Genomic DNA, 14,397 nt, shown 5'->3' on the forward strand with positions numbered 1-14,397 from the left:
GACACACACTCACTCAAGGTGACTGATCACGATCGTCTCCGATCGATGTGGATGCTATTGCCGCTGTACGTCGTAGTTCGTCGGTCCGAAACTCGAAAACCGGCATGCTGCGGCATGCCGATGCCGGGTTGATTCGCAACCCTTATACATCTATCCGGCAGTAGGTATGAATGCAACAGGGCGCTGGTAGTGTAGTGGTATCACGTGACCTTGCCATGGTCACAACCTGGGTTCAAATCCCAGCCAGCGCACTTCTCCGACGATTACCCTAACCGAGCGCTGCGTATGCGCTTACTACCGTTTCGTCGTCTCTCAGTTTCTCGTCTCGGTGTATCCCAAACCGGCGGTCGAAGGTCGGCTATCGTCCGCCCGCCGTCACTTCGCCCGGAACGGTGGAAGTCGGCTCGTGAACGGGTACCACAGGGAGGCGCTCGTTCGAGGTTCGTTATATATAAATAGCGGTGGCACGACCGTTCTGATACACTCGAGACGGAGTGTCCGACGGCGCGGTGCCGATCGAGCGCGCTGGTAGTGTAGTGGTATCACGTGACCTTGCCATGGTCACAACCTGGGTTCAAATCCCAGCCAGCGCACTTCTCCGAAAACAAGTTCACGAGCCACTGCGATAGCGTGTCGCAAGGAGACGTGCAGGCAGTCAAACTGGGTTCGAGCGCGGACGGCGGAGCAGTGGCCCGTCCCCGACTGAATTTCTGTGAGCGAGGGTCCCCGGAACGGGACCGACGCGGTGTCCCTCGAGTCCCTGCGCTACTCGAGAGGAACGGTATCCGGCCCGTGCTCCGCTCCGCCACTTTCGTCGGCGAGGTCCCGAAGGGCGAGTTTCAGGTTTCGCTTGTTGGCCTTCCAGACGGCGTCGAAGGCGACGCCGAGGACGGGAACGGAACCGATGACGGTGTCGATGCCGATGTTCACGAGCATGCGAAGCAGCGTCGACTGGGAAACGCCCAGTCGGGCGGATTCGGCGGCGAGATACAGCGAGACGGCCGCTGCAGCGGCGTCGCCTGCCCCGGGAAGGATGCCGACGATCGGGTCGATACCGATCCTGCTGTCCGTGCCCGGCACGCGGAACCCCTCGTCGAGGGTGTGCGCGACGACGCGCATGCGCTTGATCGCCGCCTCATCGACCGTCGCGGGGAGGTCGTTCTCGAGCGCCTCGAATTCCGACCGAGTATTACGTCTCACATTATTTGATTTGGCGCGTGCGCGAATAAGCACGTGGGCGGCCGTAGCAAGCGGTCGACCGTTCGGTTCGCGCTGCCTCGAGACGAACCGGCCGAAAGCGTCGGCCAACGAGATGGAAACAGCTGATTTCGTCACAAAAGCCCGTGTTATTCCGACCGCCACCGACGGGATCGATCGTGATAGACTTCGCAACGGGTGGTTGCCGGCTGAATTCACGGCAACTCTAATTTCACAGATACTGTCTTTTTCCGGTGTCGAGTAGCTTTTATACCGCGAGTAACTACGATACAATACACGATTGAGCGATCAGACATAGCAATGCAGACTGAACTTACAACCGCGGACGGCACCGACGATCTCCAGTACGACCAGCCCAACGACCGCTACGTCTTCCACCACGATACCGACGGCACCGCGACGATTACGACGACGATCGTCCACGCACTCTCGTCGATCGCGGACACCGACGTCTCCCAGGGGGAGTTTTCCCTGTACGACAGCGTCGATCCGGACGCGCTCGACCGCATCTTCAGCAAGAAAGCCGACGGAACGGAACGAACGGGGGGGCACATCGCCTTCACCGCCCTGGAACACGAGGTGTACGTCTACGCGAACGGCGACGTCATCATCTACCCGCCCGCGGAAACGCCCGGAACGCCGACGACGAACTGACACCGCGTCAGTCACCTCCCGCACGCAGTCACCCTGATCGTTTTCCACCGACCGGTTCACGGCCCACGAGCGATGCGACCCGACGAACTGTGCGACCACCGTGGGGACCGCGGTCCGTATGAGACGGTTTTACGTCCTGTCGTCCCGCAACACTCACTATGACGGTCGTCGCACTACTGAGCGTGGCACCGGTAATCGAGGACAGCATGGCCGGCGAGGTCGCGAAGGCAGTCGAGGCGCTCGAGGGGTTCGATGTCTCCTACGAGACGAATCCGATGGGGACGGTGATCGAAGCCGAAACGACCGATGAACTCTTCGCGGCCGCGCAGGCGGCCCACGACGCCGTCGATGGTGATCGAGTGAGCACGGTCCTGAAGATCGACGACAAACGGACGCGAGACATCGACGCCTCGGAGAAGGTCACGGTCGTCGAAGAGCACCTCGGGCGGCCGGCCACCAATCGCGACGCCTAACCGCAGGTGCGGACGGACTCGCTGCTAGCCTCGCTGGGCGGTCGTCCGCGACGGGCGTGGTGGCGTCACCGACGGGGGCGTTCGAAGACGCGGGCCGTACCGTCGCGCACAGGGAGCTACCTTATGTCAGACGCCGGTCAGACGCCAACGGACAAACGGTTTTACCACGGAGGCTGAACCACGGGGCATGGAAAGTCTCAATCGCATGGCGATCGAGCTGGTCGACGAGGCCCTCGACTACGCCGAGGAGTTGAATATCGGCGGCTACGACCTCGAGAACGACGCGACGGTCCTCGACTTCGGGCTCGAGTTCGACGGCGGGATCGAATCGGGGCTGCTGTTGACCGAGATACAGACCGCGGGAATGGCGACGCCGAGCTACGAACTCGGCGAACTCGGCGACGCCTCGGTTCCCTACGTCGAGCTATCGACGGACCAGCCGGCGCTCTCGCTGCTCTGTTCCCAGAAGGCCGGCTGGGAGGTGCTGACCGAGGACTTCGAGGGGCTCGGCAGCGGTCCCGCCCGGGCGCTGGTGGCCGAAGAAGAGGAGTTCCGCCGTATCGGCTACACCGACGCCTTCGACCTGACAGCACTGGCGATCGAGACGGAAGCGGACCCGACCGAATCTGTCGCCGAACACGTCGCCGAGCGCGCCGAGGTCGAGACGAGCAGCGTCTTCCTGCTCGCCTATCCAACCGCGAGCCTCGCCGGCAGCATCACGAACGCCGCCCGTGCCGCCGAACTCGCGACGTTCCGACTCTCCGAGCTCGGCTACGACCCCCTCGACATCATCTCTGCGACCGGTCGCGCGCCGGTCGCACCCGTCGCGGACGACGAACGGACGGCCATCGCCCGGACGAACGACGCGATCGCCTACGGCGGGCGAGCGCATCTCACCGTCCGGGAGGACAGCGACCACTTCGACTCGGTTCCGTCCACGGCCGCCGCGGACCACGGCCGCCCGTTCGGTGCGGTCTTCGACGACCTCGACTGGGACTTTTCGGAGGTGCCCTCGGATCTCTTCGCGCCCGCCTCGGTGACGGTCGACGTGGTCGGCGGTCCGACGTACGTCCACGGCGAGACGGACGAGGACCTCCTCGTCGACTCCTTCGGGCTGTAGTCGTGCAGTTCAAGCCAGTTCCAGAACTGCCCGCGGACCGCACGCTCCTCGCGACGGTCCGGCGAGCCCTCCCCGCGACCGCCGGGGATGTCGACGACTGTTGTCAGCGACTCGTCGATGAGACGCCACTCGAGACCCGCGAGGCCGCAGCGACGTGGCTCACCTTCCTGCGCGCGCTCGAGATCGCGAGCGAGGACCCGGCGGGCTTTCGCCGTCGCGACGCGGGTTCGGGCACCCCGGACGACCACGATCGGGAGGAACTCGGGCGGGCGTTTCGCGACCGCGTCTACGGGGCCGAACCGGTGCTGACCGTACTCGAGCGGGCCGACGGCCCACGGACGGTCGAGGAGGTCGTCGATGCGGTTGGGGAGCAACGGCGGGCCGACGGCCGAACGCGACCGAGTCGCGCCACGGAGCACCGACGCGAACGGATCGAACGGCTCCTCGGGTGGGCCGTGGTGTTCGATCTGGCCGAGCGAGACGGGGCCGGATACCGGTCGACACGGGCATCCGAGACGTGAGCCGCGGTGGTCTCTCGAGGGGACAAAATGCCCGAAGCGATACGGGTGTCCGATTGCTGCGACGAAACGCCACGTCCCCGGCCCGCGTCAGGGGTCACGCTCCGTCGGTTCCTGGCCGTGTTTCGCCTCTTTGATCATCGAGCAGAGGTACTCGTCGCCCCACTCCTCCATCGCGCGAATGACTGGCTCGATCGCCTCGCCGTGATCGGTCAATCTGTACGTGACATGATGGGGCCGTTCGCTGACGACCGTCCGTTCGATCAGGTGATTCTCCTCGAGGGTCTTGAGCGACTTCGAGAGCGACTTGCTCGAGATGCCGCTGGTCGACTTCTTCAGATCACTGAACCGGAGGGAGCCGTGTTCCAACAACCGATAGATGACCACCGGGTCCCATTTGTTTCCCATTATCTGGATCGTAGCCGTCACCGGACACCAGGGCTCATCACTATGCTGATCGATCATCCGTCGGAGGTTTTCTCTCATAGTTACCTATCAAGGGACGTTGGTATCCGGACGACTCCGTTCTCGAAACGGCAACTCGCGAATATCGTCCCCGACCGCTCGATCAACAGGGGAGTGTATTAGCCCTTGTCTCCGTCAATTCGCTCCGGATAGAGGTCAGCGAAAACGACTCCCGTAACTCCGAGTTGGCCGCGCCAATACCGGCAGTAACGCGGACTCCACGGCGATGTAGAATCCTGGATATATACGATCGGACACTCCAAAAGACTGGTTATAAATACCAGTATGATGGGCGTAAATAATCCATGTCTGCGGAAACAGTACTCCCGACTCCCTGCGAACAGCCGCCGACAGTCGAAAGGAAAAGGGAGGGGTCGGGTTACAGTTCCTCTTCGAGATCGGTAGACTCGGTCTCGAGTTCGACCGTCCCGTCTTGGACTTCGAGGTCGACGTTGTTGGTTTCGTACTCCAAGGAGTCGTCGGAGACCTCCATCTCCGTGTCTCCGACGGTGAAGTCTTCGACCGACCCGTCGCTGAATTCGAAGTCGACATCCTCACCGTCGTTGGTCTCGGTCTCGATATCAGCGTCGCCTTCGCCCTCGTAATCGAGACCAGCACCGTCGAGTTCGTAGCCGTCGTCGGTCGTTTCGAGATCGACACCCTCAGGCGTCTCTAAGTCGATATTACCGTCCGAATCGACCTCGAGATCGGTACCGTCGTTGTCTTCGAACTCGATACTATCGGATGTGGCATCGAGTTCGACGCCGTTCTCTTCGAAATCGACGCCATTGGCTGTGTCCACGCCATTGTCGTCGCCCGTGTCATCTCCGTCGTCCTGTGCAGTCACCGGTCCGGCCATCCCCACGATGAGTCCGATACCGATCGCGGCGATAAGCGCGAGCCGGAGTACGTCTGTGATCTTATACATTGTGTTCACTGCACGGAGCGACTGCTCCGTACAGTACGACAGACACCGACGAAGTGAAAAAGGGTATCTGAATGATGTGTTACCGAGTATACAGTATCCCAGTAGAAACCGGGTTACGAGCCGGTTACCAGGCCACTATTACTGCAGAGCCCGTAGATAGAAAGACGGTTCCATCTCGTGGGTGAAACCAGCCATTCAGGTTCGGACCACCGATCCCTATCGGGTTCGTTTTCGCACCAACCGCGCAACCTATCACGTCCCGTGCCATTCTGTGCATATAAAACCAACGACGGGAGCGGAACGCGAGGCGGCGGTCCCAACGACGCGATGAAGTGCCCTCGACGGAATCGATTACTCCTCGGACAGGCGGCCGGGAACCCAGTCACCGTCGAACTCGTCGTGGGTGTATGGCTTGGCGTCCTCGCCGGCGTAGGTCGCGACGAGTTGTCCGTCGCCTTCGAGATGGTACTTGTACGTCGTCAGCCCCTCGAGTCCGACGGGGCCGCGGGCGTGGATCTTGCCGGTGCTGATGCCGACCTCCGCGCCGAGCCCGAACCGGTAGCCGTCGGCGAAGCGGGTCGAGGCGTTGTGGAAGACGCTCGCGGAGTCGATGCTGCGCATGAACGTGCTCGCGCGGTCGGCGTCCTCGGTAACGATCGATTCCGTGTGCTTCGAGCCGTGGGTCGTGACGTGATCGATCGCTGCCTCGAGCGAGTCGATCACCTTGATCGAGACGATTAGATCACCGTACTCGGTGTCCCAGTCGGCCGCGGTCGCGGCCGCGACATCGACGATCTCGCGGGTGCGTTCGTCGCCGCGGATCTCGACATCGGCGGTCTCGTAGCGGTCGGTGATCGTCGGCAGGAACTCCTCGGCGACGTCCTCGTGGACCAGCAGGGTCTCGACGGCGTTACAGACCGCGGGGTACTGGACCTTGGCATCGTAGGCGATGTCCTCGGCCATCGAGAGGTCGGCCGCGTCGTCGACGTAGACGTGACAGATCCCCTCCGTGTGGCCCAGTACGGGGATGCTCGTGTTGTCCTGAATGTAGCTGACGAACTCGGAGCTCCCCCGCGGCATGAGGAGGTCGATCGACTCGTCCATCTCGAGCAGCGCATCGACGTCCTCACGGGCCTCGATGTGTTGGGCCCAACCGTCCGGGATGCCGGCGTCGGCCGCGGCGTCCTCGATGATGTCGAAGAGGATCCGGTTCGAATGCAGCGCCTCGCTGCCGCCCTTGAGGATGACCGCGTTCCCCGACTTCAGACCGAGCGCGGCGATCTGGACGAGCGCGTCGGGGCGAGACTCGAAGACCGTTCCGACGACGCCGATCGGGACGGCGACCTTGTAGAGTTCGAGGTCGTCGTCGAGTTCCCTGGCCGAGAGCGTCCGGCCCAGCGGATCGTTCTGTTCGGCGACGCTGCGGACCATCTCGGCGATGTTCTCGATCTTCGACTCGGAGAGCGTCAGCCGGTCGACCAGCGCCTGCGTGTACTCGCCGTCCTCGAGCAGCCGATTGCCTGCCTCGACATCGGTCTCGTTTTCGGCGAGGATTTCGTCGGTGCGGGCTTCGATCGCGTCGGCGATGGCGTGAAGCGCCGCCTTCCGCTCCTCGTCGGAGAGCATCGCCAGCTCGAGGGCCGCGTGCTGTGCCTCCTCGACGTCGGCTTCGATGTCGGTTTCAGTCATCGCTCACACCGTTGATGGGGACGAATATGGTCCCCACGGGCTTTGCAGTAGCGATCTGCTCGAGTACGTCGGGCTCGGTGGACTTCGCGATGATGGCCGGAATCCCGTGTTCGCTGACATCGCGTGCGCCTTCGACTTTCGTCTGGATGCCGCCGAAGCCGTCGGACGTGGTCTCGCCGATAATTCGCTGGACCTCGTCGTAGTTGGTGCCGACCGCCTCGATGCGCTCGGCGTCGTCGTCTTCCTTCGGGTTGCCCGTGTAGACGCCGCCGACATCGGTGAGCGTGACAAGCAGGTCGGCGTCGACGCCCATGGTCGCCGCCGACGAGAGCATGTCGTTGTCGCCGATCCGGATCTCCTCGGTCGCGACGGCGTCGTTCTCGTTGATGATCGGGACGACGCCCCAGTCCAGCAACGTCTCGACGGTGTTCCGGAGGTTCGTGAACCGTTCGGGGTTCTCGAGATCGTGCTGGGTGAGCAGGAGTTGGGCCACTTTCCGGTCGTACCGGTCGAAGCTCTCGGTATAGCGGTGCATGAGGTGGCTCTGGCCGACCGTCGAGAGCGCCTGGGACTCCTCGACGGTCCCGCTCGACTGCTCGATCCGGCCCGTCCCCGCGCCGATGGCACCCGACGAGACGAGGATGACTTCCGTGTCCCGCGAGAGGAGGGCCTCGATGTCGTCGACGAGTTTGTCGAGTTTCCCGTCGTCGAGGTTCGAATCCTCGTCGGTCAGGGAATTGGTCCCGGCCTTGACGATCACGCGGTCGGCGTCGGCCGCGAGCCGTCGCGCCTCCGTGACGGTCGCCTCCTCGAGTCCCTTACTCATCGTTGAATTCGGCCGCCAGTTCCGCCGACCGTTCTTCGGCCGCCGCCACCGCCTCGGCGACGTTCGCTTTGGCGTCGCTGTCCCAGAGGACGTCCATCCCCTCGATGGTCGTTCCGTTTGGCGAACAGACGGCGTCGATCAGGTCCTCGATGTCTCGGTCCGATCGGAGGACGGTCTCGGCCGCACCTTTGAACGTCTGTGCGGCCAGCGTCTCGGCGTGGGCTTCGTCGAGGCCACCCTCGACGCCCGCCTCCGCCATCGCCTGAATGAGATAGAAGACGAAGGCGGGACCGCTCCCGTTGACCGCAGTCGCGATGTCCATCTGGCGCTCGTCGATTTCGGCGAACTCGCCGACGTCATCGAGCAGCGTCCGCACCTCGTCGGTGACGCCTTCGGCGGTCACGGCCGCCGCCATATCGCGCGTCTCGGCGGCCAGGTTCGGCATGATCCGGACGACGTTCGCGTCGGTCCGCGCATCGACGTAGTCGGTAGAAACGCCCGCAGCGATGGAGAGCAGCGTCTGCTCCGGGGTGAGATCGAGATCGTCTAGCACTGCGCCGACGATGTCCGGTTTCACCGCGACGATAACCACATCCGACTCGGCCGCTTCCGAGACGTCCGATGTCGTGCGGTCGACGTAGTCGGCGACCGACTCGAGGGCGTCGGGATCGAGATCACACGCGACTACCGTGTGATTCCCGGCCCGCCAGAGCCCCTTGATCAGGGCGCTCCCCATGTTTCCGCAACCGATAACGCTCGTCTGTACCATCTTGTCTTAGTTCAGGAACCGAGGCGAACATACCAACTTTGGTTTCGATCGGTCCGGCGGCGTCGAGCCGTCCGTCCGGGTTGCAGTAGAAACGCGGCGAGACGCCCCATCTACCGTCGATTCCGTGACCCGACCCGTCGAGAGGGCGGCGCGAGGCGGACGGACGGTACGGCGATACTCGACGCCTTCTTACGTGAACCCGAGGATGACGGACGTGATCGCGTCGACGATCGTTTCCCAGACCGAGATACCCGTCCCGATCTGCAACACCGTATCGAGCCCGAAAAAGAGGAACAGTCCTGCGCCGGCGAGGTGGGCAAGCCTGGCATCGAAGCGGTGAGAGAACCTGTGGAAGAAGTAGGCGTTGACCGCGCTCACGGGAACGATTGCGAGCATTTCGCCGGCCCAGATCGCGGGGTGAGCACCGTACTGAACGGCGAGCCCGATCGTGACGAGTTGGGTCTTGTCGCCGAACTCCCCGACGGCCATCAGGGCGAAGATCGGCACGAACCCGCGGAGATACGGCGGCAGGTCGTAGCCGCGGATCGAAACGTCGATCTCCGCGGCCGTCGCCGCACCGCCGTTCGTTACGGCCGGTCGCCGGCTGCCCTCGGGTGCCGATCGAACGAGCAGGACCGCAAAGAGCAGGAACAGCCCCGCCGTGATCGCATCGAGATAGACCCGTGGGAGGACGCCTTGAATCGCCGCACCGAAGCCGATTTCGAGGGCCGTCCAGCCGGCGAACGCACTCGCCGCAGCGGCGACCACGATCCGGGGATCGTACCGAGTCGACAGCCCCGCGATGATGAACTGACCCTTCTCACCGGGGAGCACCGACAACTGCAGGACGAACGCGGCGACGAGAACTTCGAGCCAGCCAGTCATGCGTCGAACACGATGACGGAGCGATGTCGGTCAGTGACGCCACCGATCATACTCCGTGTTAGCCCCGTCTAATGTATACGTATTATGGATCAAACAGCTGGCGGGCAGCGATCGGCGCGCCGAACGAAGAGCGGGCGTACGGTCCGCTCGGTCCGGAAGCCGGAGTCGTTCCTCGCTTCGGGGCGGTTACTCCATCGGAGACACGTCGGTGACCGTCCCGACGCCCTTGCTTCGGCCCTCCCGGAAGACGAACTTCTGTCCCTCCTCGATGAGATACGGACGGAACTTGAACCGGACGGTGCTCTTGCCCGTATCGCCCGGCAGGAGTCGGCCGTCTTCGGGGTAGAAGGCCGCGGCCTCGCCGATCGTCTCGAGGTGGACGACGGGCTCGTACCCCTCGCCGATCCGTGTCGGGTGGTTGAGCACCATGACCTCGGCTTCGAACTCCCGAACTGGGTCGGGATCGGCGTCCCGGGGAAGCAAGACCATGCCGCGTTCGATGGCGCTTTCTTTGATCCCTTTGAGCGCGATCCCGACGATCCGGCCGGCTTGTGCCGCATCGACCCGGTGGTAGTGCATCTCGATCGAGCGGACCTCGACCTCCTGGAAGCGGCCGTCGGACATCGGGCCGATCAGGAGTTCGTCGCCGGCCTCGACTTCGCCGGCCATGACGGTGCCGGAGGCGACCGCACCAACGCCGGTCACCGAGTAGCTCCGGTCGACGTACATCCGGAACTCGCCGGTGTCCTGGGCGGTCTTGGGGAGCCGATCGAACAGTTCATCCAGCGTCTCCAACCCCTCCATCGTGATCGCGCTGGTTTCGACGATCGGGACGACCCGCTCGCTGATCTCCTCGAGCGCGGCGTTGACGCCGTGACGGCTGACCCGAAGCGGTGATTTGTCGACTTCCCGGAGCAGGCGCTCGACCTCGCGTTCGACCTCCTCGACGCGGTCCTCGTCGACGGTGTCGGTCTTCGTGATCGCGACGATCGTCGGGAGGTCGGTCGCGAGCAATACGCCGAGGTGTTCCCGGGTCGTTCTGGTCGGTCCGTCGTCGGCGGCGACGACCAACAGCCCGTAATCGAGTTTCTGGCCCACGAGTCCGCGGATCGTCGTCCGAAGCCACGGCTCGTGGCCGACGGTATCGACGAAGGAGACGAGCCGATCGGCCTCCTGAACGACCGCGGCGCGGTCGGCCTTCCGATCGGGGTTCCGGACTCGAACCGGTCCCTCGTCGTCGAAGCCGTAGACCGCGTAGGACAGGTCGGCGGAGAGGCCGCGCTCGACCTCGTGGGGCTGAACGTCGAGGAACGCGCGGGTCGCACCGTCCCCGTCATCGGGTTTGCCCGTCACCAGCGAGCCGACGAGCGTACTCTTTCCGTGGTCGACGTGGCCGGCCGTTCCGACGACGACGTGTTCGTCGTCCGTCTCGAGGACGCCGCCCTCCCGGACCTGTGCGACGCCGACCAGACCCTCGTTGATCCCCCAGGTCTGGACGTCCTCGATGTGTGCGTCGGCCTCCTCGGCGAGCAGCGAGAGGACGTCCATCGTCTCGGAAAACGTCTCGGGATCGATACCGGCGAGACCGCCGTCGTCGGTGACGCCAACCACGTACGTCGCCTCGCCGTCGCCCGAAAGGAGTCGATGTCGGAGTTGCGCGGCCAGGCTCTCCCGCCGTCCACCCTCGAGGTGGACGTCTCGTGACAATCGCTCTTTGAATTCGACGTTGCCACCGTCCTGTTCGCCACGGTCCAGGGCCCGCTCGAGGAGGGCCCGGTCACGGCTCATATCCGCTGGTAGTAGATCACATGGCAAAAGCCTTCCCGTACATTGACAATATGTATCATGGGGGTGCTACGCGTCGATACGGAAGCGGCGACTCGCCGACGGGGCTGGCCGTCGAATCGCCGAGAATTGAACTCGCGTCGGCGGTGGAATACCCACCAGGGACGCATTCCGGGGCCGGTTTCAAGACGCTCGAGGTCCTACGGGCGATATGAGCGTCAGCGGCCTCTGTCAGATCTGTGAATCCCGTCCCGCCAAGGAGCGGTGTTCCAACTGCGGCACGCTCGCGTGCGAGGGACACTTCGAGGAGTCAACGGGCCTGTGTGCTGACTGCGCCTCGCAGGCCCGGCCGGATCCCGGGAACGACGACGTGGGAATCAACCGGTTCTGAACGTGACCTCGATCCGTGACCTGCTGGGCGACGCGCTCGGCGTCGGCGAGACGTATCGCCTCCGACTCGAGGAGCGCGACGGCCTCCTCGTCGCCGCCCACCCGAACGATGCGAGTCCGATGGACATCGCCGTCGTCGAGGGACTGGACCGGCTCGAGGAACGACCACCGACGGAGCCGGTGACGGTCGAGATCGTCGGTCGAGTCGTCGGCGGGCGGATCGCGGGACGGGTGGTCGAGTCCGGTCCTCGAAACGCGTAACTTTTTGCCGTTCTCGTTGCTGTGCCTTCGGACTGTAGCGACCCCGATACTGCTCGAGGACGGCCTCGAGATCGTCCCAGTCACTCGAGTCGAATACGGACAGTGGAACGATCGAAGCGATAGACAGTGGCCCATGTTCGACGAAGGATACGTCTCGAACGACACGGTCGGCTTTCGTCGTCTACCGTACTGATCGGTCGCTCACTCTTCGTTGTGAAGGTTCGTAACGTCCATCACGTCCTCGAGCGGCCGGATCTCGAAGTCACTATCGGCAACCACGTATTCGTCCCCGGTCGAACGTGCAGTTGCGGCGATCATGGCGTCTCGGTGGGACAGTTCGCTTCCGTCCTCGATAGCCTCATTCTGTAACCGTGAGGCTTCCAAAGCCAGCTGTTCGTTGAACTCGAGCGCCTGCACACCGCTGAATTTCTGCCGTTCTTCGGTCGGGTCGAAGTCTTGCGATCCCGAAGGCCCGTTCAGGACCTCGAACACGCAAATCGTCGACGTCCACCACGGCTGTCGCTCATCGAGATACTCGATGACAGTTCGGTCGTTCCGCAGATATTCGATGATGGTCGAACTGTCGAGAAACGTCATCGCCAGTTCTCCCGAGACTGCCTGATCGACTCCTTTGCCCGTTCTGCTTGCTCATCCGACCATGCCCCGGCTTCGATCGGTTCTTCAGTAGCGGTGACTCGTTCTAAGAATTCGTCCCAGGTTTCGCCGTCTCGCTTCAATTGGTCCAGCCGTTCTTTAGTGGCCGAATCGACCGGAATAGACGTTCGGCTCATATGAATTCATAGTGAATTCATCTTTGTAGGTGTTTCGCCGGCGCGAGGAGTGCGCCGACCACCGCTGTACCGACGACGATCACTGACTCGAGATCAGTGCGATCGCCTCGAGCGCACCAGCTACTATCGGTACTACTCTCGGTACTGATTGAGCCGCTTCTTCAGTCGCTTCGCGGCCTGCCCGCTCGCTCTCGCGAACTCCTCGCCGTCGTCTCGCGGCTCCGCCGCTCGACTGTCCGAGGTGCTTCGCGCCTCGTTATCTTCCCCCGCGAAAATGATCCCCCGCGAGGAGTTGACTAACCCGACGCCGTCGGCCAGCCCGTACTCGACGGCTGCCTCGGCATCGCCGCCCTGCGCCCCGATGCCGGGGACGAGGAAGGGGAGGTCGGGCACCTGCTCGCGCAATTCCTCGAGTTCCGCCGGCTGGGTCGCGCCGACGACGAGTCCGACGTTGTCGTTCTCGTTCCAGAGATCGGCCAGCGCCGCGACCCGCTCGTAGACCGGTTCGCCGGTCTCGAGTTCGAGGTCCTGAATGTCGGCTCCGCCCGGGTTGGAAGTCCGACAGAGGACGAAAACGCCGGCTTCCTCGTTCGCCAGGAACGGCTGGAGCGAGTCCCGGCCCATGTAGGGGTTGACGGTGATCGCATCGGCTTTCGCAAGCAGTTGGGCGTACTGGCGGGTCGTGTTGCCGATGTCGGCCCGCTTGGCGTCCAACAGGACCGGCACGTCCTTGCCGTGGGCGTACTCGATCGTCTCCTCCAAAGCGGCCCAGCCGTCCGGGTCCTCGTAGAAGGCCGCGTTCGGCTTGAAGACGGCGGCGTGGTCGTGCGTCGCGTCGATAATACGGCGGTTGAACGCCCACCGCGGGAGGTCGTGTTCCTGCAGGTGGTCGGGAATGCGCGACGGGTCGGGGTCGAGTCCGACGGAGACGACGCTGTCGACCGTTCGAATGCGGTCGTGCAGTCGGTCGAAGAAGTTCATGGCGGGACTGGCCCCGCGACGGTCGAAAAGGTTGCTATCCGCTCGGCCGACCGCACGGGTACCCCGTCGACGGCCCCGATCGGCTCGGCGGCGTGCTCGCGTCGGCTTCGGTCGACGCTGACGGACGCACCGGGGCCGACGGACACGGAGACGGTATCCGATACCGCCGACGGCTCGAGCCGCGTTACGCCTCGAGAATTTCGATCAGGTTTCCCTCGGGGTCGCGCAGAAACATGATCGTGGTGCCGCTCTCGGTCGTCCGCGGCTCGCTGATCGTCGGCACGTCCTCGGGAAGGCGCTCGGCGACGGACGCGAGATCGTCGACCGCGAAGCCGACGTGTGACGCGCCCGGTTGATTGAGCCCCGCCGCCGGGGAGCCCCGCGCTTCGGGGTCGTACTCGACGAGTTCGATCTTGATACCGTCCGCCTCGAGATGCGCGAACTCGGCGCTGGCACCGTCGACGTCCACGGCGTCGGCGAAGGCCTCACCGCCGACGCTGAACCGATCGGTGACCGAGAGGTCGAGCACGTCCCGGTAGAACGCAAGCGTCTCCTCGAGGTCGGCGACGGTGAGACCGACGTGGTGTGCGCTGAGAGCCGTCATTACTCCGTGGTACGAGCGCGCCGGAAAAACGCTTCCGGCT

At 63.8% G+C, this 14,397-nt stretch carries 18 protein-coding genes and 2 tRNA genes; 8 read left to right on the forward strand and 12 right to left on the reverse strand.

Annotated elements, in window-relative coordinates:
* The first annotated feature begins 180 nt into the window (after positions 1 to 180).
* Both FGF80_RS06330 and FGF80_RS06335 read left to right on the forward strand, forming a co-directional pair.
* Positions 181 to 251, forward strand: a tRNA-Gly gene (locus FGF80_RS06330).
* A gap of 271 nt (positions 252 to 522) precedes the next feature.
* Positions 523 to 593, forward strand: a tRNA-Gly gene (locus FGF80_RS06335).
* Positions 594 to 765: 172 nt separating this feature from the next.
* Here the strand turns inward: FGF80_RS06335 and FGF80_RS06340 are convergent.
* On the reverse strand, positions 766 to 1,200 hold the full coding sequence (locus tag FGF80_RS06340) for a DUF4112 domain-containing protein (RefSeq protein ID WP_138652859.1): 435 nt from the start codon (positions 1,198 to 1,200) through the stop codon (positions 766 to 768).
* Between the two features lie 318 nt (positions 1,201 to 1,518).
* On the opposite strand from FGF80_RS06340, the gene FGF80_RS06345 reads away from it, so the two are divergent.
* The 4 genes from FGF80_RS06345 (at position 1,519) to FGF80_RS06360 (ending at position 3,986) form a co-directional block, all read left to right on the forward strand.
* Positions 1,519 to 1,872 (forward strand): HalOD1 output domain-containing protein, encoded by a 354-nt coding sequence (locus FGF80_RS06345; RefSeq protein ID WP_006185664.1) that lies wholly within the window; start codon positions 1,519 to 1,521, stop codon positions 1,870 to 1,872.
* A gap of 158 nt (positions 1,873 to 2,030) precedes the next feature.
* Positions 2,031 to 2,345 (forward strand): MTH1187 family thiamine-binding protein, encoded by a 315-nt coding sequence (locus FGF80_RS06350; RefSeq protein WP_006185665.1) that lies wholly within the window; start codon positions 2,031 to 2,033, stop codon positions 2,343 to 2,345.
* 187 nt (positions 2,346 to 2,532) lie between these two features.
* Complete coding sequence (mch, locus tag FGF80_RS06355) at positions 2,533 to 3,465, forward strand: methenyltetrahydromethanopterin cyclohydrolase (RefSeq protein WP_006185666.1); 933 nt, start codon at positions 2,533 to 2,535, stop codon at positions 3,463 to 3,465.
* 2 nt (positions 3,466 to 3,467) lie between these two features.
* On the forward strand, positions 3,468 to 3,986 hold the full coding sequence (locus FGF80_RS06360) for a hypothetical protein (RefSeq protein ID WP_138652861.1): 519 nt from the start codon (positions 3,468 to 3,470) through the stop codon (positions 3,984 to 3,986).
* An 87-nt stretch (positions 3,987 to 4,073) separates the two neighbouring features.
* Here FGF80_RS06360 and FGF80_RS06365 read toward each other — a convergent pair whose 3' ends face one another.
* From FGF80_RS06365 to FGF80_RS06395, 7 genes are all read right to left on the reverse strand, one after another.
* Positions 4,074 to 4,391 (reverse strand): winged helix-turn-helix transcriptional regulator, encoded by a 318-nt coding sequence (locus FGF80_RS06365; RefSeq protein WP_006185668.1) that lies wholly within the window; start codon positions 4,389 to 4,391, stop codon positions 4,074 to 4,076.
* 436 nt (positions 4,392 to 4,827) lie between these two features.
* Entirely contained in the window at positions 4,828 to 5,376 is a 549-nt protein-coding gene (locus tag FGF80_RS06370; RefSeq protein ID WP_138652863.1) for a hypothetical protein, read from the reverse strand.
* Between the two features lie 351 nt (positions 5,377 to 5,727).
* Positions 5,728 to 7,065: a glutamate-5-semialdehyde dehydrogenase gene (locus FGF80_RS06375; RefSeq protein ID WP_138652865.1), complete on the reverse strand. Its 1,338-nt coding sequence runs from the start codon at positions 7,063 to 7,065 to the stop codon at positions 5,728 to 5,730.
* The gene (proB, locus tag FGF80_RS06380) at positions 7,058 to 7,891 is read right to left on the reverse strand and encodes a glutamate 5-kinase (protein WP_006185671.1); all 834 of its coding nucleotides are present in this window, start codon (positions 7,889 to 7,891) and stop codon (positions 7,058 to 7,060) included. Before proB ends, FGF80_RS06375 begins: the two co-directional genes overlap by 8 nt.
* Entirely contained in the window at positions 7,884 to 8,660 is a 777-nt protein-coding gene (proC, locus tag FGF80_RS06385; protein WP_083864582.1) for a pyrroline-5-carboxylate reductase, read from the reverse strand. Before proC ends, proB begins: the two co-directional genes overlap by 8 nt.
* Before the next feature lie 189 nt (positions 8,661 to 8,849).
* Positions 8,850 to 9,545, reverse strand: coding sequence for a TMEM165/GDT1 family protein (locus FGF80_RS06390; RefSeq protein WP_006185673.1), 696 nt, complete (start codon positions 9,543 to 9,545; stop codon positions 8,850 to 8,852).
* A 186-nt stretch (positions 9,546 to 9,731) separates the two neighbouring features.
* A complete protein-coding gene (locus FGF80_RS06395) occupies positions 9,732 to 11,333 on the reverse strand; it encodes a GTPBP1 family GTP-binding protein (protein ID WP_006185674.1) in 1,602 nt (533 codons plus the stop codon).
* A 208-nt stretch (positions 11,334 to 11,541) separates the two neighbouring features.
* Between FGF80_RS06395 and FGF80_RS06400 the strand changes: the two genes are divergently transcribed.
* Positions 11,542 to 11,721 (forward strand): hypothetical protein, encoded by a 180-nt coding sequence (locus tag FGF80_RS06400; protein ID WP_138652867.1) that lies wholly within the window; start codon positions 11,542 to 11,544, stop codon positions 11,719 to 11,721.
* Between the two features lie 2 nt (positions 11,722 to 11,723).
* Entirely contained in the window at positions 11,724 to 11,981 is a 258-nt protein-coding gene (locus FGF80_RS06405) for a hypothetical protein (protein ID WP_006185676.1), read from the forward strand.
* A 201-nt stretch (positions 11,982 to 12,182) separates the two neighbouring features.
* Here FGF80_RS06405 and FGF80_RS06415 read toward each other — a convergent pair whose 3' ends face one another.
* The 4 genes from FGF80_RS06415 to FGF80_RS06430 form a co-directional block, all read right to left on the reverse strand.
* Entirely contained in the window at positions 12,183 to 12,578 is a 396-nt protein-coding gene (locus FGF80_RS06415) for a PIN domain-containing protein (protein WP_138652869.1), read from the reverse strand.
* On the reverse strand, positions 12,575 to 12,772 hold the full coding sequence (locus FGF80_RS06420; protein ID WP_083864584.1) for a DUF7557 family protein: 198 nt from the start codon (positions 12,770 to 12,772) through the stop codon (positions 12,575 to 12,577). The genes FGF80_RS06415 and FGF80_RS06420 overlap by 4 nt, the downstream gene beginning before the upstream one ends.
* A 132-nt stretch (positions 12,773 to 12,904) precedes the next feature.
* Positions 12,905 to 13,753: an orotidine-5'-phosphate decarboxylase gene (pyrF, locus tag FGF80_RS06425; RefSeq protein ID WP_138652871.1), complete on the reverse strand. Its 849-nt coding sequence runs from the start codon at positions 13,751 to 13,753 to the stop codon at positions 12,905 to 12,907.
* Between the two features lie 184 nt (positions 13,754 to 13,937).
* Positions 13,938 to 14,357: a VOC family protein gene (locus FGF80_RS06430; RefSeq protein ID WP_006185680.1), complete on the reverse strand. Its 420-nt coding sequence runs from the start codon at positions 14,355 to 14,357 to the stop codon at positions 13,938 to 13,940.
* Between the last annotated feature and the right edge of the window lie 40 nt (positions 14,358 to 14,397).

Origin of the sequence: Natrinema pallidum, assembly GCF_005890195.1 — an archaeon.
Lineage (GTDB): Archaea > Halobacteriota > Halobacteria > Halobacteriales > Natrialbaceae > Natrinema > Natrinema pallidum.